At 71.6% G+C, this 18,843-nt stretch carries 18 protein-coding genes; 11 read left to right on the top strand and 7 right to left on the bottom strand.

Features of this window, described 5'->3' with window-relative positions:
- Positions 1 to 67: 67 nt before the first annotated feature.
- The gene (locus tag LPC08_RS11150) at positions 68 to 649 is read right to left on the bottom strand and encodes an NAD(P)H-dependent oxidoreductase (protein ID WP_230452744.1); all 582 of its coding nucleotides are present in this window, start codon (positions 647 to 649) and stop codon (positions 68 to 70) included.
- 60 nt (positions 650 to 709) lie between these two features.
- Here LPC08_RS11150 and LPC08_RS11145 point away from each other — a divergent pair, with 60 nt between their 5' ends.
- The 3 genes from LPC08_RS11145 (at position 710) to crcB (ending at position 2,341) form a co-directional block, all read left to right on the top strand.
- Positions 710 to 1,144, top strand: coding sequence for a cupin domain-containing protein (locus LPC08_RS11145; RefSeq protein WP_230452743.1), 435 nt, complete (start codon positions 710 to 712; stop codon positions 1,142 to 1,144).
- Positions 1,144 to 1,725 carry an NAD(P)H-dependent oxidoreductase gene (locus LPC08_RS11140; protein ID WP_230452742.1) on the top strand — a complete coding sequence of 194 codons (582 nt, stop codon included), beginning with the start codon at positions 1,144 to 1,146 and terminating at the stop codon, positions 1,723 to 1,725. The genes LPC08_RS11145 and LPC08_RS11140 overlap by 1 nt, the downstream gene beginning before the upstream one ends.
- A 184-nt stretch (positions 1,726 to 1,909) precedes the next feature.
- Positions 1,910 to 2,341: a fluoride efflux transporter CrcB gene (gene crcB, locus LPC08_RS11135; RefSeq protein WP_230452741.1), complete on the top strand. Its 432-nt coding sequence runs from the start codon at positions 1,910 to 1,912 to the stop codon at positions 2,339 to 2,341.
- Between the two features lie 15 nt (positions 2,342 to 2,356).
- Here the strand turns inward: crcB and LPC08_RS11130 are convergent, their stop codons facing one another.
- The 3 genes from LPC08_RS11130 to LPC08_RS11120 are packed head-to-tail and all read right to left on the bottom strand — an operon-like array spanning position 2,357 to position 5,923.
- Positions 2,357 to 3,763: an FAD-binding oxidoreductase gene (locus LPC08_RS11130; protein WP_230452740.1), complete on the bottom strand. Its 1,407-nt coding sequence runs from the start codon at positions 3,761 to 3,763 to the stop codon at positions 2,357 to 2,359.
- Positions 3,760 to 5,121, bottom strand: coding sequence for an FAD-binding oxidoreductase (locus LPC08_RS11125; RefSeq protein ID WP_230452739.1), 1,362 nt, complete (start codon positions 5,119 to 5,121; stop codon positions 3,760 to 3,762). Before LPC08_RS11125 ends, LPC08_RS11130 begins: the two co-directional genes overlap by 4 nt.
- Positions 5,111 to 5,923: a creatininase family protein gene (locus LPC08_RS11120; protein WP_230452738.1), complete on the bottom strand. Its 813-nt coding sequence runs from the start codon at positions 5,921 to 5,923 to the stop codon at positions 5,111 to 5,113. The genes LPC08_RS11125 and LPC08_RS11120 overlap by 11 nt, the downstream gene beginning before the upstream one ends.
- A gap of 318 nt (positions 5,924 to 6,241) precedes the next feature.
- Between LPC08_RS11120 and LPC08_RS11115 the strand changes: the two genes are divergently transcribed.
- Positions 6,242 to 7,267 (top strand): Rieske 2Fe-2S domain-containing protein, encoded by a 1,026-nt coding sequence (locus LPC08_RS11115; protein WP_230452737.1) that lies wholly within the window; start codon positions 6,242 to 6,244, stop codon positions 7,265 to 7,267.
- Between the two features lie 45 nt (positions 7,268 to 7,312).
- Here LPC08_RS11115 and LPC08_RS11110 read toward each other — a convergent pair whose 3' ends face one another.
- Both LPC08_RS11110 and LPC08_RS11105 read right to left on the bottom strand, forming a co-directional pair.
- Positions 7,313 to 9,085, bottom strand: coding sequence for an adenine deaminase (locus LPC08_RS11110; protein WP_230452736.1), 1,773 nt, complete (start codon positions 9,083 to 9,085; stop codon positions 7,313 to 7,315).
- Entirely contained in the window at positions 9,082 to 10,665 is a 1,584-nt protein-coding gene (locus LPC08_RS11105; RefSeq protein ID WP_230452735.1) for an ABC transporter substrate-binding protein, read from the bottom strand. The genes LPC08_RS11110 and LPC08_RS11105 overlap by 4 nt, the downstream gene beginning before the upstream one ends.
- A gap of 110 nt (positions 10,666 to 10,775) precedes the next feature.
- Between LPC08_RS11105 and LPC08_RS11100 the strand changes: the two genes are divergently transcribed.
- Together LPC08_RS11100 and LPC08_RS11095 are read left to right on the top strand one after the other, a co-directional pair.
- Positions 10,776 to 11,963: a M20 aminoacylase family protein gene (locus LPC08_RS11100; protein WP_230452734.1), complete on the top strand. Its 1,188-nt coding sequence runs from the start codon at positions 10,776 to 10,778 to the stop codon at positions 11,961 to 11,963.
- Complete coding sequence (locus tag LPC08_RS11095; RefSeq protein ID WP_230452733.1) at positions 11,960 to 12,892, top strand: nucleoside hydrolase; 933 nt, start codon at positions 11,960 to 11,962, stop codon at positions 12,890 to 12,892. The genes LPC08_RS11100 and LPC08_RS11095 overlap by 4 nt, the downstream gene beginning before the upstream one ends.
- Before the next feature lie 53 nt (positions 12,893 to 12,945).
- On the opposite strand, the gene LPC08_RS11090 is transcribed toward LPC08_RS11095, so the two are convergent.
- Positions 12,946 to 13,230: a hypothetical protein gene (locus LPC08_RS11090; RefSeq protein WP_230452732.1), complete on the bottom strand. Its 285-nt coding sequence runs from the start codon at positions 13,228 to 13,230 to the stop codon at positions 12,946 to 12,948.
- A gap of 107 nt (positions 13,231 to 13,337) precedes the next feature.
- On the opposite strand from LPC08_RS11090, the gene LPC08_RS11085 reads away from it, so the two are divergent.
- The 5 genes from LPC08_RS11085 to LPC08_RS11065 all read left to right on the top strand — a co-directional run bounded on the left by LPC08_RS11085 (position 13,338) and on the right by LPC08_RS11065 (position 18,818).
- Complete coding sequence (locus LPC08_RS11085; RefSeq protein WP_230452731.1) at positions 13,338 to 14,066, top strand: glycerophosphodiester phosphodiesterase; 729 nt, start codon at positions 13,338 to 13,340, stop codon at positions 14,064 to 14,066.
- Between the two features lie 70 nt (positions 14,067 to 14,136).
- Positions 14,137 to 14,958 carry an ABC transporter ATP-binding protein gene (locus tag LPC08_RS11080; protein WP_230452730.1) on the top strand — a complete coding sequence of 274 codons (822 nt, stop codon included), beginning with the start codon at positions 14,137 to 14,139 and terminating at the stop codon, positions 14,956 to 14,958.
- Positions 14,955 to 16,850, top strand: a complete 1,896-nt coding sequence (locus LPC08_RS11075; RefSeq protein ID WP_230452729.1) for an AMP-binding protein — start codon at positions 14,955 to 14,957, stop codon at positions 16,848 to 16,850. The genes LPC08_RS11080 and LPC08_RS11075 overlap by 4 nt, the downstream gene beginning before the upstream one ends.
- Before the next feature lie 2 nt (positions 16,851 to 16,852).
- The gene (locus LPC08_RS11070; protein WP_370643331.1) at positions 16,853 to 17,740 is read left to right on the top strand and encodes a branched-chain amino acid ABC transporter permease; all 888 of its coding nucleotides are present in this window, start codon (positions 16,853 to 16,855) and stop codon (positions 17,738 to 17,740) included.
- A gap of 7 nt (positions 17,741 to 17,747) precedes the next feature.
- Positions 17,748 to 18,818: a branched-chain amino acid ABC transporter permease gene (locus LPC08_RS11065; protein ID WP_230452728.1), complete on the top strand. Its 1,071-nt coding sequence runs from the start codon at positions 17,748 to 17,750 to the stop codon at positions 18,816 to 18,818.
- Positions 18,819 to 18,843: the final 25 nt, after the last annotated feature.

Raw genomic sequence — 18,843 nt, 5'->3', positions numbered from 1 at the left:
CCGGCCGAGGGACGGGATCAGGGCCGGGCCCGCCGATCACGTGTGGATGATCTGCCGGATCCTGCGCCTACCAGCGGGAGAACGCGGCATCGACGCGGCGCAGGAAGGCGCGGAGGTCGGGCGGCTTCCTGTGGTCCATGTCGGTCAGCGCGTGCCAGTCCATCCGGCAGCCCGGGGCGAGCAGGCGCCGGATCGCCCGCGCCATGACCTTCCGGTCCGGCCGGCCGATCCACCACAGCAGCCAGCGTGGCGAGCCATAGGTGGTGACCACCGCGATCCGCCTGATATTGGCCAGCCCCGGCCGGATCGCCCCCTCGCCGAGGTGGAAGGCCACCCCCGGTGCCCAGACCCGGTCGAACCAGCCCTTCAGCATGGCCGGCATCCCGTACCACCAGGTGGGGTAGACCAGGACCAGCGCATCGGCCTCGCGCAGGGCGGCGACGTGGTCTTCCACCCCGGCCAGGTTTCCGGGGATGTCGTGGTAGCGGCCGCGCTCCGCGGCCGTGAGCGCCGGCTGGAAGCCCTCGGCGTAGAGGTCGCGCAGCTCCACCGCATGGCCTGCCCGTTGCAAGGCGCCACGGACCGTGTCCCGCAGCGCCGCCGAATAGCTGTCGGCCCGCGGATGGCTGAAGACGAGGAGGACGCGCATGCTGCCGCAGATCATCCGATACGGCGGGACCGCCGGCAACGGCCGGGGCGCCGGCGCGCCATGATGACGCAGCCCTTCGTCGCGAAGAGTCCCGCCGCGCTGGAGGCCTTCCGCATCTCGCCCGGCGACACGAACTACTTCGCCTGCCTCTACGATCCGCTGGCCGACGGCGTCTCCTTCACCCTGGTGGTGGAGATCTTCGAGCCGGGCGGCGCCACGCCGCCCAATTCCCATGCCGAGGCGGAGGAGATGTTCTTCGTCCTGGCCGGCCAGGGCGTCGCCGTGGCGGATGGCGTGGAGCAGCCGATCGGGCCGGGCGATTCCTTCGTGCTGCGCCCCGGGGTGGAGCATGTCGTGCGCAACCCCGGGCCGGGCAAGCTCTACTGCCTGACGCTGATGGCGCCGAACGAGGGCTTCGCCGAGTTGATCCGGCGCGGCACCCCGGTGGCGCTGGGCGAGGACGACATCGCGGTGATCCGGGGCCGGCGCGGCTGATGCGCGTCCTCTACCTCTACGCCCATCCGCTGCCGGACAGCTTCCACGCGGCCATCCGCGATGCGGCGCTGGAGGGGCTGGGGCGGGCGGGGCATGCGGTCGACCTCTGCGACCTGTATGCCGAGGGCTTCAACCCCGTGCTGAGCCCGGCCGAGCGGCGCGACTACCACGACCTGTCGCTCAACCGCGCCCCCGTCGCGCCCTATGTGGAGCGGCTGGAGCGGGCGGAGGCGCTGGTCCTCTCCTTCCCCACCTGGTGCTTCGGCCTGCCCGCCATCCTCAAGGGCTTCCTCGACCGGGTGATGATCCCCGGCGTGTCCTTCGACCTGGTGGACGGCAAGGCGCGGCCCGCCCTGACCAACATCCGCCGCATCGCCGGCATCTCCACCTATGGCCGGCCGCGGCTGACCGCCATCGCCATGGGCGACCCGCCGCGCAAGGTGGTCACGCGCTACCTGCGGATGATCACCGGCGGGCGGGCGCGGGTGCGGTACCACGCGCTGTACGACATGAACCGGGCCACCCCGGAACGCTGCGACGCCTTCCTGGGCCGCGTGCGCGCGGCCATGGCGAGGTTCTGAACCGGGCGGCACCGTCCCGCGTGGCGGAGGCGGCAGCCGCGCGGACAGGCCCGGTTTGCCCGCCCCCGGGCCCGGCGCCATGATGCGTGGGAAGGGGGTGGGGTTCGCCCGGAGCCGCCCGCCGGGTCGGTGACTCCTGCTGCGTCCGCCGGGTGGCCGTGCCCGTCATGGAACAGGAGCGCGCATGTCCTTCACCACCTGCCTGCTGGTCATGCTCGGTGGCGCGCTGGGCACCCTGGCGCGCTATCTCGTCTCGATCCTGACGCTGCCGATCAGCCGCGACCTGCCCTGGGGCACCATCCTGATCAACGTCACCGGATCCTTCGTCATCGGCCTGTTCGGCACGCTGACCCTGGCGCAGGGGCGCTTCCCCGTCTCCGAGAACCTCCGGCTCTTCGTCATGATCGGACTGTGCGGGGGGTACACGACCTTCTCCTCCTTCAGCCTCCAGACGCTGGACCTGCTGCGTGGCGGCGCGGTGGGGCGGGCCGCCATCAACGTGGTCGCCTCCGCCGTGCTGTGCATCGGCGCCGTGGCGCTGGGCCACGCGACCGCCGCGCGGCTCAACGGCGGGGCGTACCAGATCGCCCAGACCAGCGTGGAGGAGAAGGGGTAGGAGGCACCCCCGTCGCTACCCGGGTTCCTCGGCCGGGGCGGGCAGGTTCGTCTCGAACAGATGGATCGCCTGCGGTCGGCCGGGTCGCCACTCCGGGTCGTCCCAGGCGGCCATCTTGCCCGGGTTCAGCAGCCCCTTCGGGTCGGTCATCCGCTTGAAGCGAAGCTGCGCCTCGTCCACCCGCTTCATCCCGCCCGCCTCCAGGGTGAAGGCGTGCGGGTCGAAGACGGGGCAGCCTTCCGCCTCCACGCCCGCGATGATCTCGGCCAGCCGCTCCTCGCCGGAGAAGCGCACGAGCTGGAGGGCGAAGGCGCAGACCTCGCCGCCCAGCCGCACGAACTCCAGGTGCAGCGGCACCTCGTCGCCGAAGCGCGCCTCCAGCGCGGCGATCCGCGCCAGGTGGTCCGGGGCGGGGCAGAGGGTCTGGAGGTAGGTGACGGAGCGGTCCGTCTTCAGTACCTGGAGCGTCGTGTGGTTCCAGGAATGCTCGTAGAGAGGCACCTCCGCCTCTTCCGTGGGCACCTGCCGCAACAGCGCCCCGCCGAAGGGGGCGAGCAGCGGCAGCACGTCGTCGAGGAAGGGTGCCGCAACCATGAGCAGCGCGACGCTGTGCCCGGCCGGGACCGCCGCGCCCAGGTTGCGGAAGTGGTCCTGCGGGATCGGCGCACCGACGACGCAGGCCAGCTTCTTCACCACCCCGTCGAGGCGGGTGAAGGCGTCGGCGAAGCGCGCTGCCTGCATCAGCGTGGGGAAGGCCGCGGCCAGGTCGATCCATTCGGCGGCGGGCGCGAGGGGCATCTCCAGCTCGGTGATGATGCCGTTGGTGCCGTAGGCATGGTTGACCTGCTGGATCTCCGGGCCGCGCAGCTCCAGCGCGCGCGGTTCCGCCTCGCAGGTCAGCACCCGCAGGCCGAGGATGTTCCCCGCCTCGCGCAGCGTCCCCCAGGTGACGGAGCCGATCCCGGAGGAGCCGCCGGCGACGAAGCCGCCGATGGTGGCGGTGCGCTTCGTCGAGGGGTGGAAGCGCAGCTCTCCCCCCACCGCCGCGCGCGTGGCGGCGTCCAGGTCGATCAGCCTCGCGCCCGGCTGCACCCGCACCGCATGCGGCTTCGTCCACAGCACCCGGTCCATGGCGGAGAGGTCCAGCACGATCCCGCCCCGCAGCGGCATGGCCTGGCCGTAATTGCCCGTCCCCGCGCCGCGCGCCGTCACGGGCACGTCGTGGCGCCAGGCGGCGGCGAGGAGATCGGCCACCTCGCGCTCGTCCTTCGGGACGGCGACGGCCTCGCCCGTCACGCGGTTGAGCTGGCGCCTGAGGACGGGCGAGTACCAGAAGAAGTCGCGCGACTTCTGCCGCACCAGCGCCGGATCGGTCAGCCACTCGATGCCCGGCAGGTCGGCCATCGCGGCGGCGACGCTCACGGCGCGAAGCTCCGCATCTTGCCCGGGTTCAGCAGCCCGAGCGGGTCGGCCATCGTCTTGAAGCCGAGCTGGTCGCCCTCCACCCGGCGATAGGCGGAGCCGTCCTCGATGGTGACCGTGTGCGGGTTGGCGATCGCGATGCCCTCCGCCTCGAACGCCGCCATGATCTCGCCCAGCCGCGCCTCGTCCTTCCAGCGGATCACGGGGAGGGCGGTGAGCGCGATGCGGCCGCCGAAGCGGTTGCATTCGGCATGCATCCAGACCTCCCCGGCGAAGCGCGTCCGCACCGCCTCCATGGCGCGCAGCGGGTCCTCGAAGGGGAAGCGGCATTGCAGGTAGGTGACGCCCTTGTCCTGCTTCAGCACCTGCAGCGTCGTGTGGTTCCAGCAGTATTCGTAGAAGGGCGTGGCGTCCGGGTCGCGCTCCGCCGCCACCGTGTCCTGCTCCGCCACGATCCGGCCGCCGTGATCCGCCGCCAGCTCGCGCAGCGCGATCAGGGCGGAAGGCGCGACCATGACCAGGGCGAGCGAGTGCCCCTCCGGCACCACGGGCGCCAGCGCCCTGAAGTAGGGCGGCAGGATGGCGTCGAAGATGCCGCCCATCTTCTTCGGGATGCCGTCGGCATGGGCGAAGGCGAGGGCGAAGCGCCCGGCCGAGGGATAGTCGGGGAAGGCGATGGCCACGTCGCGCCAGTCCTGCGCGGGCGTCAGGGGCAGGCGGATGCGGGTGAGGATTCCCGTGGTGCCGTAGGTCCGGTTCACCGGCGCCGCCGCGTCGCCCGCCAGGTCCAGCACCGCCGGCGGGTCCTGCATGGTGGCGACGCGGACGGAGTGCAGGTTGCCGCGCTCGCGCATCGTGCCATGCGCAAGGCCGCCGACCCCTGCGCCGCCGCCGCCGACGAAGCCGCCCAGCGTCGCGGTGCGCTTGGTCGAGGGCCAGAGCCGCAGCTCCCACCCCCGCTCCCGCGCCCAGAGGTCGAGGTCGATCAGCTTGATCCCCGGCTCCGCCTCCGCCACCCCGCCCTCCAGCGAGAGGGGAGCCGCCATCGCCGTCATGTCGAGGACGATGCCCCCCGCCAGCGGCACGCACTGGCCGTAATTGCCGGTGCCGCCGCCGCGGGCGGTGACGGGGATGCGACGGGCGCGGGCCTCGGTCAGGATGCGCAGCACCTCCGCCTCGTCGCGCGGGCGCAGCACCGCCTCGCCCGACTTCGCGTTGAGCTGCGCCTTCAGGATCGGCGAGTACCAGAAGAAGTCGCGTGATTTCTGCCGGACCAGGGCGCGGTCGGTGCTGGCCTCGATCCCCGGCAGGGCGGCGAGCAGGCCGGCGATGTCGTGCGCGGCGGCGTCAGCCGGCATCCGGCGCGTTGCCCAGCCAGGCCTCGACGTCGAAGGCGGCGACCTGCTGCCACAGCCCGGCCATCAGCGTGCCGGCATGCTGGAGGACCTCCTCGCCCAGCTCCTCCGTCGCCTTGGAGGCATCGCCCACCGCGCCGGCCGGGTTGAGGTCCTGCGCCTGCCAGCCCAGCGGCGCGCCCTTGTCCGGGGCCAGGGCGGGGAAGGCATTCTCGATCCGCTGCCAGTTGCTGACGAAGTTGCGCGCCTGTCCCATGTCCACGTCCTGCTTCGCCAGGCGCAGCATCAGCGCCGTCTCGCTCTGCCCGGCATGGATGCCGTACTTGCTCTCCACCGGATCGCGTAGCGAGTCCGGTTTGCCCATCCGCGCCCACATGGCGTTCAGCGCCAGGATGCCGCTCTGGATGCGGATGCGGCGGCAGGCGAGGTCCAGCGTCGCGACGTTGCCGCCATGGCTGTTCACGACGACCAGCCGCTTCACCCCGGCGCGCGCCACGGAGGCGCCGATATCCGTCACCAGGGCCAGCAGCGTCTCCGGCGTGGTGGTCAGCGTGCCCGGGAACCTCAGATGCTCGACAGAGACGCCGACGCACTGGGTCGGCAGCACCAGCACCGGCAGTTCCGGCGGGCAGAGCGAGAGGGTGCGCGCCACGACTCCCTGGTTGATCGTCGTGTCCACGGAGACGGGGAGGTGCGGCCCGTGCTGCTCGATGCTCGCCACCGGCAGGACGGCTACGGTGTTCGCGGGCAGGTCGCGGAATTCGGGCCAGCGCAGTTCGGCCCAGAAGCGGGTGCGGAGGGACATGGGTGATCGGCGTCCAATCGGTGAGGCAGGCGGCGGCCACGGTCCCGGAGGGCCATGGCCGCCGCCGGTCCCCATCATATTCCATGCCAGCGGCGCCCATGGCCACTGGCTGCCGCGGCGATCCGCGCCAGCGACCGCCGGGCGGCACCCCGCTACCGTTCCCTCTTGTTCATGGCGTGATTCTTGCTAGACTAGCCGGGTAGGATCGGTGGCCCGATGCCCCACGGGGCACGCCCCGTGGTCCCGACCGCGCTCGGCCGTTGCAAGGACGTTGCAGGAACCCGGCCCCGACGCACGACCCCCGATGGAGGTCCCCCCATGCTCCAGACCCAGACGCCGCTGCTCCGCCGCTTCTGGTACCCCGTCATGCCGGTCGAGAAGCTGGCTGACGGGCCGCAGCCCTTCCGCCTGCTCGGCCAGGATCTGGTGATCTGGCAGGACGGGGAGGGCAAGCTCTCCGCGCTCGACGACCGCTGCTGCCACCGCACCGCCAAGCTGTCCAAGGGCTTTTACGCGAACGGCGTGCTCGCCTGCGGATACCATGGCTGGGAGTTCGACACCGAGGGCACGGTGGTGCGCGTGCCGCAGCGTCCGGTGGACCGGCAGGGGCGCACGAAGATGACCGTGCCGTCCTACCGCACCGCGAACCGCTACGGCTATGCCTGGGTGGCGCTGGAGGAGCCGCTCTTCGCCTTCCCCGAGTTCGAGGAGGAGGGCGAGGGCTTCCGCCGCATCCAGGAATTTTACGACGTCTGGAACTGCGCCTCGCTGCGGGTGATGGAGAACTCCTTCGACAACGCGCATTTCGCCTTCGTCCATCGCGCGACCTTCGGCGACCAGGGCCATCCGGAGCCCGCCAAGCTGGAGATCGACGAGTTCGAGGACGGCTTCCTCTTCCGCTCCGAGGTGCCGGTGAAGAACCCGGCGCTCCAGAAGGAGCTGCTGAAGATGGACAGCGACGACACGGTGCGCAGCATGCGTGCGCGCTGGTACCTGCCCTTCCTGCGCAAGCTGCGGATCACCTACCCGAACGGCATCGTCCACAGCATCGTCACCGCCGCGACCCCGATCGACGACGGCAGTTGCCAGATCTGCCAGTGGGTCTACCGCTCCGACACGGAGGAGGAGGCGCCGGCGGCCAAGATCATCGAGTTCGACCGCCAGGTGACGGAGGAGGACCGCGGCATCCTGGAGGCGACGGAGTTCGACGTGCCGCTGGACCAGACGGGGCGCGAGATGAACATGCCCTCCGACAAGCCGGGGGTGATGATGCGCCGCCAGCTTCTCGCGCTGCTGCGGCAGCACGAGGCGCAGGCCCCCCGGGAGGCCCAGGCGGCGGAATAGCCCGTCGCGGGGCGGGGCGGGGCCGCCGCGGCGGCCCCCGCGACGTCACGCCGCCAGCGGCACCGCCGGGTCCACCAGCGCCCCGGTGCCGCCGTCGCTGATGCCCAGGTCGGTCGGGTGCGGCCCGGGGTTGCAGGCCAGCGAGATGCCGGTGATGCCGCGGAAGATGCGGTAGGGCGGCTGCCACTGCATCACCGCATCCGCCGCCGCCCGCACCCTGGCGAAGGCGGCCGCCGTCTCTGCCGGCGGCGTCTCGGCCAGCAGCCCGGCGATGGGCAGCGGCATCAGCGCGGTGACCTCGCCGCCCGCGGCCACGGCCATGCCGCCGCCGCAGGCGATCAGCGCGTTCGCCGCCGCCGCCATGTCCGTCGGGTCGCGCCCGATCACCAGCAGGTTGTGGTTGTCGTGGGCGATGGTGGTGGCGATGGCGCCCTCCGGCTCGCCCCAGCCATCGGCCAGGCAGACCATCGGCCCGGGATCGCGCCGCCCGTGCCGGTGCAGGATGGCGATCAGCGCATGGCCGGCGGGCAGCTCCGCCACCCCGTCGCGCACGGCGACCGTGGCTTCGGCCCAATGGACCACGCGGGCGCCGCCGACCACGGGCAGGCGGGCATTGCCGTTGTCGATCCCCTTCACCCGCAGGCGGAAGGCCTCCACCGGCTGGATGGGCAGCTTCACCGTGTCGCGCGGGGCATCGGACAGGTCGCGGGGCAGGGGTTCGAGCAGCGCCCCGTCCCGCGCCACCAGCCGGCCGCCGACATAGACCCGCTCCACCACGAAGCCGGGCAGGTCGGACAGCACGACGATCTCCGCCGCGCGTCCCGGCGCCAGCAGCCCGATATCGTCCCGCTTCAGCCGCAGCGCCGAGTTCAGCGTCGCCATCCGCAGCGCCTTCATCGGGTCGAGCCCGTGGCGCACCAGACGCGCCAGCGTGTCGCGCAGCCCCCCCTTCGCCACCAGCTCGTCGGGGAAGATGTCGTCCGTGCAGACGACCAGCGTGGCAGGGAAGAGCGGCAGGGCGTTGATCGCCGCCACCGCGCCCGGCAGCACGTAGTCGTGGCTGCCGCGCAGCTCCACCGTCAGCCCGGCGCGCAGCTTGGCCAGAAGGTCCTCGCCGCTGGTGATCTCGTGGTCGCTGGTCACGCCCGCCGCGACGTAGCCCTGCAGGTCGCCGCCCGCCAGGTCGCGCCCGTGGCCGTTGACGTTCTTGCCCGATGCCATGCCGGCCCCGACGATGCCCGTCATCACCGGGCGGCCGTTCAGCACGCCTTGCATGTCCATCACCTCGGCCACCCCCGCGACCTCCGGCCAGGACAGCATCTCCGCCATCTCGGCCGGCCCGATCTCCGCGCCGGCCAACTCCAGCCCCGGGGCGGAGGGCACGCAGGAGGGCGCGGCCACCAGCACCCGCAGCGGCAGGCCGCGCGCGGCCTCCACGGCCCAGCGCACCCCCGGCACCCCCAGCACGTTGGCCAGCTCGTGCGGGTCCCAGACGGTGGTGGTGACGCCCTGCGGCACGACCACGCTGGCGTAGTCCGCCGGCGCCATGAAGGAGGATTCGAAGTGCAAGTGGTTGTCCACGAAGCCCGGCGCCAGCACGCAGCCGGCGACGTCGTGCACCTCCGCCGCGTCGCTCCGCGTTCCCGGCGGATGCAGCGAGGCGATCATCCCGCCCACGATGCCCACATCCGCCGCGCGCAGCTCGCCCGTCGCCACGTCCGCGACGGTGCCGCCGGTCAGCAGCAGGTCAAAGGGCTCCAGCCCCCGTGCTGCCCGGATGGCGCGGGCGCGTACCTCCAGTCCCAGCGGCGCGCTCACCGCGCCCGTCCCGCGCTGGTGGCCAGCGTCATCTCGTCCGTCCGCGCCTCGTAGGTGAAGCCGCGCCGCATCGCCCAGGTGTTGACCTGGAAGTAGAGCGGGATCAGCGAGGTCTGCTCGCGGATCGCCGCCTGGGTCGCCTGCTGGCTCAGCTTCTCGCGCTCGGCATTGTCCATGGTGACGCGGATCTTCTCGATCAGCAGGTCGATCGCCACGTCGCTGAAGCGGCCGCGGTTCTGCGCGCCGAAGCCCTTCTCGCGGTCCTGGGTGTGCACCTGGGTCTCCAGCATGCCCAGGATCTCCGGGTTGGGCGAGAAGCCGGAGAGGTTGACCGAGTAGCGGTACTGCGCGCCCTCGCTCAGCCAGGTGCCGCGCGGCTTGGTCTCCACCGTGGCGGCGAGGCCGATGCGCGTCCAGAACTGCGCGATCGCCTGCACGACGCGCTCGTCATTGGGGTAGCGGTCGTTGGGGCCGTTGATCTGCACCGCGAAGCCGTTGGGGAAGCCCGCCTCGGCCAGCAGCTTCTTCGCGCCCTCGGGATCGAAGGGCTCCGGCCGCGCCAGCTCCGGCGAGGCGCCGAAATAGCCCGGGGGGGCGAGGTCGTTGGTGGCCAGCGCCTGGCCCTGCATCACGCGGCTGACCAGCGCCTCGCGGTTGATGGCCCGCGACAGGGCAAGGCGCACGCGGCGGTCGCGCAGCGGGTTGGGGATGGCCGAGCCGTCCTTCGCCCGGACGAAGGGGGATTCCTCGCGGTAGCTGTCGAGCTGGAGGAAGATGAGCCGGTTGGAGGGGCTCTCCGCCACGGCGAAGCGGTTGTCGGCGCGGAACTTCTCGAACTGCTCGGTAGGGACGACCTCGATCAGGTCCACGTCGCCCGCCTGCAAGGCCGCGACGCGGGAGCCGGCATTGGGGATGGGGCGGAACTCCACCCGGTCGAAGGCTGGGCGCTCGCCGGCGAAGCCGTCGTAGCGCTGCATCACGGCGATGCCGCCGGGCGTCCAGGAGACGTGGCGGTAGGGCCCCGTGCCGACGATCGCCTTGCCGGAGTTGAAGTCGGCGGTGCTCGCCCCCTCCGCGTGCTTCTTGGAGACGATCATCACCATGGAGAGGTTGTTCGGCAGCAGCGGTGTGGGCTCGCTGGTGCGGATGCGCAGCCGGTTGGCGTCGATCGCCTCCACCGCGCGGATCTGGCGCGTGTAGGTGTTGAGCGAGGAGGGGGAGTTCGGCACGTCGCCGGCCCGCGCCAGCGAGAAGGCGATGTCGTCCACCGTCAGCGGCGTGCCGTCGTGGAAGCGGATGCCGGGGCGGAGCACGATCTCCCAGGTCGTGTCGTCCACCGCCTTCCATTCCGTGGCGATGGCCGGGCGCAGCACCTGCCTCGCATCCTGCTCCATCAGCGGCTGGAAGTAGTGGCGGCCGAAGGCGTAGTTGGTGATGACGCTGGCGAAATGAGGATCGAGGCTGGTCGGCCCGCCCTCCAGCCCGATGCGCAGGTTCTCCTGCGCCGCGGCCGGCCGGGCGCCGGGGAGGGCGAGGGGCAGCAGGGCGGCGGTGGCAAGCAGGGCGGCGCGCAGGCGCATGGCGGGGGGGTCCGATCGCTGGGGTGCGGTGGCTTGGCGCGGCGGAGGATGGCATGATCCGGCCCTGTCCGGAATTCCGGCCCTCCCCACCCCAGACCCCCGGAGCCGCCATGCCTTCGCCCGACGACCTCGACGCCCTCGTCCCCGCCATGACCGCCTGGCGCCGCGATATCCACGCCCATCCGGAGCTGGGCTTCGAGGAGCGGCGCACGGCGGCGCTGGTGGCGGAGGAGCTGCGCGCCGCCGGGATCGAGGTGGCGGAGGGGCTGGCCACCACCGGGGTGGTGGGCACCCTGCGCGGCCGCGGCGGGAGCGGCGGCGGCAACCGGGCCATCGGGTTGCGCGCCGACATGGACGCGCTGGCCATGGCCGAGGTGACCGGACTCCCCTATGCCAGCACCGTGCCCGGCAAGATGCACGCCTGCGGCCATGACGGGCACACCGCCATGCTGCTGGGCGCGGCGAAGTGGCTGGCGGCGAATCCCGACCGCTTCTCGGGCACGGTCCACTTCATTTTCCAGCCGGCCGAGGAATCCCTGGGCGGGGCGGACGTGATGGTGAAGGAGGGGCTGTTCGACCGCTTCCCGGTCGATGCCGTCTACGGCATGCACAACATGCTGGACCAGGAGCTGGGCTCCATCGCCGTGCCGAAGGACCGGGCCCTCGCCTCCTCCGACACCTGGGAGGCGACCTTCACCGGCAAGGGCGGGCACGGGGCGCGGCCGCACCTCGCCACCGACGCGCCGCTGGCGGCCGCGCAGTTCATCACCGCCCTGCACAGCATCGTGGCGCGGCAGGTCGATCCGCTGCAGAGCGCGGTGGTCAGCGTCGGCCACATCGCCGCCGGCGACGCCAAGGCGCCGAACGTGATCCCCTCGAAGGTCTTCGTGAATGGCACCGCCCGCGCCTTCCGCCCGGAGGAGCGCGCGATGCTGGCCGAGCGCATCCCCGCCATCGCGCGCAGCATCGCCGCCACCTTCGGCGTGGAGGTGGAGGCGCGTTACCACCACCGCACCCCGCCCACGATCAACCACGCCGAGCAGGTGCAGGTCGCCCTGCGCGCCGCCGCCGCGACGGTGGGGCCGGACGCCACCATCGACGACCCAGAGCCGATCACCCCGGGCGAGGACTTCGCCTTCATGCTGAACGCCCGGCCCGGCGCCTATGTCTTCCTCGGCATGGGCCCGCCCGCGCATCCCGAGGGCTACCAGCACAACCCGCATTACGACTTCAACGATGCCGTCCTGAAGCACGGCGCCGCCTTCTGGTGCAGCCTGGTCGAGACGGAGCTGTCGTGACCGCGCCCATCCCCACCGTCATCGACTGCGACCCCGGCACGGACGACGCCCTCGCCCTCTGGCTGGCGCTCGCCTCGCCGGAGCTGGAGGTGCGCCTCGTCACCGTGGCGGGGGGGAATGTCGGGCTGGGGCTGACGCTCGCCAATGCGCGCGCCATCGTCGGGCTGACCGGGAAGGCCGTGCCCGTGGTGGCCGGTGCGGCCAAGCCGCTGCTGGGCGAGTATGTCAGCGAGACGGCGGTGCATGGCGGCAATGGGGTCGGCGGCGTCACCCTGCCGGAGGGGCCGCCCGCCGCGCCCGGCCTCGCCTGCGACGCCATCCGCGACCTGCTGCGCGCCGCTGGGCCGGGGGAGGTGACGCTGATCGGCCTGGGCCCCGCGACCAACCTCGGCCTCGCCCTGGGCAGCGAGCCGGCGCTGGTGGAGAAGGTGCGCGAGATCGTGCTGATGACCGGCGCCTGGGGGGAGGGGAACATCACCCCCGGCGCCGAGTTCAATGCCGCCTCCGATCCGGAGGCGCTGGCGATGGTGCTGGCCTCCGGCGCGCGGGTGTCGCTGGTGACGCTGGACCTGACCGCCCAGGCCTTCGTGACGCCAGAGCGGGTGGCGGCCCTGCGTGGCCGCTCCGGCGGGCGCTGTCTGGCGGCGGCGGTGGAGATCCTCTCCCGCATCCCGCCCTCCCGCCGCTTCGGCGGGCGGGGCTATCCGCTGCACGACCCCTGCGCCGTGGCGCTGGCGGCGGTGCCGGGGCTGATGACGGTGCGCGACGTCGCGGCGGTGGTGGAATGCGGCACCGGGCCGGGGCGGGGGCGCACCCATCTGGACCGCTGGGGCCGCACCGGCGCGCCCGCGCGGACGGGGCTGGCCGAGGTGCTGGAGGCGGAGGCGTTCTTCGCGCTGCTGGAGGAGAGGCTGGCGGCGCTGCCATGAGCCCCCGGCCGCAGGGGGCGGAGCGCCCCCGCGGCCGGGGTGCTGTTTTGGTTCTATTCCGATACGACTTCGGGGGTGGCCTGCTCTTGCAGCCAGCGGATGGCCTCCGGCGGCACCGCTGCATTGGCCACGGGGCTGTCGACGCGGGCGACCAAGGTCGGGCCTTCCAGCCCGGCGCGCCGGAGAGCGGCGTTAAGATGGCTGGAGAGGTAACTGGCCGAGACACTGCAGGATACGAACATGGCGTGTGCCATGGGCATCCAGTGGCTCTCGGACAGCTCCCAGACGGCGGCCTCGATCGCCTCGGCACCGCCTTCCGGCAGATCGAAGAGGACCAAGCAGAGGGGCATGGATTCTATCCGTGTTCGAAACAAATGGACAATAGAGGATGCCGCACGGCAGCACCAGCCTCGCGGCATCAAGATCGGGGGAGGGCATAGCAGGGATGGTTCCGATCATCAGCCACCGGGGCGGCGCATTCCTCTGGCCCGAGAACAGCCTAACGGCCTTCCGCGAAAGCGCGGCCCTGCCGTTGGAGATGGTGGAATGCGACGTCCACCTGTCCCGGGACGGGGTGCCCGTCATCCATCACGATGCCGTGCTGGAGCGGACCAGCGAAGGGAAGGGGCCTGTGTCCGCCCTGACGGCCGCGGAGCTGGCCAGCCTCCGCCTGCGCGGTGCCCGCGGCGACCGGATTCCGACCCTGGCGGAGCTGGCGGCCCTGGTGGCGGCGACGCCGGTTCGCCTCCAGGTCGAGGTGAAGTCCGGCCCTTCCGGCGAGCCGCCGCCGACGCTGCTGGGCGCGACCCTGGCCGTGCTGGATTCGGTAGGGCTGCGGGCCCGGTCGGGGATCATCGCCTTCCATGCGCCCACCGCGGCGGCCGCACAGGCGGCCGGCGGGCTGGACCATGTCGCCTGGCTGTTCGACGGCACGATGCTGCGTGCGCTGGGGGCGGAAGGCATCGTCGGCGTGGCGCGCGCCCACGGGCTGCGGATGGTCGAGACCAACATGCCAAGTCTGGACGCGGCCCTGCTTGCGACGCTGCGCGGCGCCGGGCTGCGGGTGGCCGCCTGGGGCGCCAACCACGCGCCGGAGATTGGGCGCGCCCTGGCGCTGGGGATCGACGCCATGGCGACCGACGATCCCGTGCTCGCGCTGCGCCTGCGAGGATAGGGGCTTGTTCCGCTTCGTGTGACGACTAAGCTTCCCCGCAAGAATATTACGTGGGGAGACCGTCCGGGTGGTGTCAGCCAGCCCCGATGCGCGCGTGCCCGTGCTGGAGGTCGAGAAGGTCTCGCTCCGCTTCGGCGGCGTGCGCGCGCTGACCGACGTGTCCTTCGCGATCCGGCCGGGCGAGGTCTTCTCCATCATCGGGCCGAACGGCGCGGGCAAGACCTCGATGGTCAACTGCGTCTCCGGCCGCTACCGCCCCACCGAGGGGCGGGTGCTGTTCCAGGGGCGGGACGTGACGCGCCTCGGCCCCGCGAAGCGCGCGCCGCTGGGGATCGGGCGGACCTTCCAGAACCTGGCGCTGTTCGGGCACATGAGCGTGCTGGACAACATCATGGTCGGCCGCCACCACCTGCTGCGCAGCGGCTTCCTGCGCGGGATGGCCTACTGGCTTGGCGGCGCGCAGCGGGAGGAGCTGGAGCACCGCCGCGCGGTCGAGGAGATCATCGACTTCCTGGAGATCCAGCACGTCCGCAAGGCGCCGGCGGGCACGCTCTCCTACGGCCTGCGCAAGCGGGTGGAGCTGGCCCGCGCCGTCGCCCTGCGCCCCTCGCTGATCCTGCTGGACGAGCCCATGGCGGGCATGAACCTGGAGGAGAAGGAGGACATGGCGCGCTTCATCCTCGACCTGAACGAGGAATGGGGCATGACCGTGCTGATGATCGAGCACGACATGGGGGTGGTGATGGACATGTCCCACCGCGTCATGGTGCTCGATTTCGGCCGCAAGCTGGTCGAGGGCACGCCGGAGGAGGTGCTGGCGCATCCCCAGGTCCGCCGCGCCTATCTGGGCGAGGAGGCCGGGGCACCCGAGCCGGAGACGGCCGCGGCATGAGCGAGGCGACGCTGCCGCGCCTGCTCCGGCGCAACGCCCGCCACCACGGCGCGGAGGTGGCGATGCGCGAGAAGCGCTTCGGCATCTGGCACAGCCTGACCTGGGCGGAGGCCGAGGCCCGCACGCGCGCCATCGCGCTGGGCCTGGCCGCGCGCGGGATCGGGCGGGGCGAGGTCGTCGCGCTGATCGGGGACAACCGGCCGGACTGGGTGATGGGCGAGGTGGCGGCGCATGCACTGGGGGCACGCTCGCTCGGCCTCTACCGCGACGGGCTGGAGGAGGAGGTGGCCTACCTGCTCGACTTCGCCGGCGCCGTCGCCGTGCTGGCCGAGGACGAGGAGCAGGTGGACAAGCTGCTGGGCATCGCCGACCGCGTGCCCGGGCTGCGGCTGATCGCCTATGCCGATCCGCGCGGAATGCGGAAGTACGACGACCCGCGCCTGCTGCCGCTGGAGACGCTGGTCGCCGAGGGCGAGGCCGCGCATGCCGCCGATGCGGACGCCTGGAACCGGCTGGTCGATGCGACCGACGGCGAGGAGGTGGCGATCCTCTGCACCACCTCCGGCACCACGGCGCGGCCGAAGCTGGCGATGCTGCAGGGCCGCGCGCTGATCGGCCATGTCGAGCGCTACCTGAAGGCCGATCCGAAGGGCCCGCAGGACGAATACGTCTCCGTCCTGCCGCTGCCCTGGATCATGGAGCAGATCTACGTGCTCGGCTTCGGGATGGTCGCCCGGATGCGCGTCTCCTTTGTCGAGGAGCCGGAGACCACCATGGCCGATTTCCGCGAGATCGGCCCGAGCTTCGTGCTCTTCGCCCCGCGCGTCTGGGAATCCCTCGCCGCCGAGGTGCGGGCGAAGGTGATGGACGCCTCGCCCCTGAAGCGCCGGATGTTCGAGCTGGGCATGCGGCTGGGCCTCGCCGCGCTGGAGAAGGGCGGGCGCTCGGGGATCGCGGACCTGCTGCTGTTCCGCGCGCTGCGCGACCGGCTGGGCTTCTCCAACCTCACCTCCGCCGCGACCGGCGGGGCGGCGCTGGGGCCGGACACCTTCCGCTTCTTCCAGGCGATGGGCGTGCCGCTGCGCCAGCTCTACGGCCAGACGGAGACGCTGGGCGCCTATACCCTGCACGCGCCCGGCGAGGTGAAGCTGGACACGGTCGGCCGCGGCTTCGAGGGCACGGAGATCGTCATCCATGAGCCGGACCAGAACGGCGTGGGCGAGATCGTCACCCGGCACGAGCACATGTTCGCGGGCTACCACGGCATGGCCGACAACCCTGACCTGCGCGACGGCTGGCTGCACACGGGCGATGCCGGATACTTCGACGCGGCGGGCCATCTGGTGGTGATCGACCGCATCAAGGACATCGCCACCACCGCCGGCGGCGACCGCTTCTCGCCCCAGTACATCGAGAACAAGCTGAAGTTCAGCCCCTATGTCGCGGAGGCGGTGGTGCTGGGCGACGGGCGGCCGCACCTCGCCGCGCTGGTCTGCATCCGCTTCTCCATCGTGTCGAAATGGGCCGAGCGGGAGCGGATCGCCTTCACCACCTATTCCGACCTCGCCGCCAAGCCCCAGGTCCAGGCGCTGCTGCGGCGGGAGATCGAGCAGGTCAACGCCACCCTGCCGGAGCCGCAGCGGCTGCGCGCCGCCGTCCTGCTCTACAAGGAGCTGGACGCGGATGACGACGAGCTGACGCGCACGCGCAAGGTGCGGCGCGGCGTGATCAACGCGAAGTACGGCGACATCATCGACGCCATCTACGCAGGGGAGGAGGCGATCCCGGTGGACACCACCATCACCTTCCAGGACGGCACGAAGCAGCGCATCCGCACCACCCTGGCCGTCTCCCGGCTGGGCGCCGCGGCCCGGGCGCGGGAGGCGGCCTGACCATGACGCTGCTCTTCCAGCTCATCCTCAACGGGCTGATCGTCGGCGCCCTCTACGGCGTGGTCGCGATGAGCTTCGTGCTGATCTACAAGGCGTCGCAGGTGGTGAACTTCGCCCAGGGCGAGTTCCTCCTCGTCGGCGCCTGGGTCTGCTGGTGGTTCCTGACGACGTGGCAGCTTCCCTTCGTGGCGGGCTTCCTCTTCACCCTGGCCTTCATGACCGTCTTCGGCATCGTGTTGCAGGTGGTGGTCCTGCGGCCGCTGATCGGCGAGCCGGTGATCAGCGTCATCATGGCGACGGTGGGCCTGTCCATCTTCTTCCAGGCGCTGATGAAGTGGATGTTCGGCGTCTTCGCCCAGCCCTTCCCGCCGATCCTGGGCGGCGGCAGCGTCAACGTTCTGGGGCTGGAGGTGCAGGGGATCTACCTGCTCAGCCTCGCCGTCTCCGTGCTCATCATGATCGGCTTCGCCTGGTTCTTCACCGCCTCCCGCCACGGCCTCGCCATGCGCGCGACCGCCTTCGACCAGCAGGTGGCGCAGTCGCTGGGCATCTCCGTGCCCAAGGTCTTCGCCATGTCCTGGGCGATCTCCGCCATGGTCTCAGCCGTGGCGGGCGTCGTGGTCGGCGTGGTGAACGGCGTGTCCTCCGCGCTCTCCTTCTACGGCATCAAGGTCTTCCCCGCCGTCATCCTGGGCGGGCTGGATTCCGTGCTCGGCGCCGTGCTGGGCGGGCTGATCGTCGGCGTGCTGGAGAACGTGGCCCAGTGGCTGGACGCGCAATGGCTGAACTGGGGCAACATGACCCAGGTCGCGCCCTTCTACGCGCTGATCCTCATCCTGCTGATCAAGCCCTACGGGCTGTTCGGCACCAAGAACATCGAGCGGGTGTAGCGGACGCATGGCCGGCATCGCCGCCCCCACCGGGGATTTCCGCAGCAGCTACCGGGCGGATACCACCATCTTCCCCACGCGCAACAGCCGGCTCTCGCTGTGGCTGGGGATCGCGCTGCTCTGCCTCGCGCCGCTGGTGCTGGACCGCTACGCGCTGGGGCTGCTCATCAGCATCGGGACCATGGGCATCGCGGCGCTGGGGCTGAACATCCTGGTCGGCTTCACCGGGCAGATCAGCATCGGCCACGCCGCCTTCTTCGGCTTCGGCGCCTTCGCCTCCGCCTGGCTGCACGACACGGTCCACCTGCCCGTGCTGCTGGCGATCCCGCTTGCGGGGGTGATGACGGCGCTGGTGGGGCTGCTCTTCGGCACGCCGGCGGCGCGGCTGAAGGGGCTCTACCTCGCCATCGCGACTCTCGCCGCGCAGTTCATCCTGGAGGACTTCTTCGCCCGCGCCGGCTGGTTCACCGGCGGCGTCGCGGGACGCATCACCGAGCCGCCGGCGCTGTTCGGCTTCCGCATCGAGGGGGAGGAGCGGTACTTCTACCTCGTCCTGCTGGCGGTGATCGTCCTGTTCGTCGCCGCCGCCAACCTGATGCGCACGCGCGACGGCCGGGCGCTGGTGGCGGTGCGCGACCACTACCTCTCCGCCGAGATGATGGGCATCAACCTCGCCTACTACCGCACGCTGTCCTTCGGCATCGCCTCCTTCTACGCCGGCATCGCGGGGGCGCTCTACGCGCACTACCTGCTCTTCGTCTCCGTCGAGGCGTTCAACATCCTCTTCTCCATCCAGTTCCTCGGCATGGTCATCATCGGCGGGCTGGGCTCGATCATGGGAAGCCTGATGGGCGCCGCCTTCATGGTGCTGCTGCCGGAGGTGGTGCAGACCCTGGCGGACGCGCTCTCCGGCGGCGCCATCGACCGGCTGCTGAAGATCGGGCCGAACATCGCCTTCCTGCGCGAGATGACGATCGGCGCCGCGATCATCCTGTTCCTGGTCTTCGAACCGGATGGGCTCGCCCATCGCTGGCGGCAGATCAAGGCCTACTGGAAGCTCTACCCCTACTCGCACTGAACAACGACAAGCACAGGGAACGGAC

The organism is Roseomonas sp. OT10 (assembly GCF_020991085.1).
Lineage (GTDB): Bacteria > Pseudomonadota > Alphaproteobacteria > Acetobacterales > Acetobacteraceae > Roseomonas > Roseomonas cutis.
Note: the sequence above shows the minus strand (reverse complement) of the source record. Positions and strands in the feature narration are given on the sequence as shown.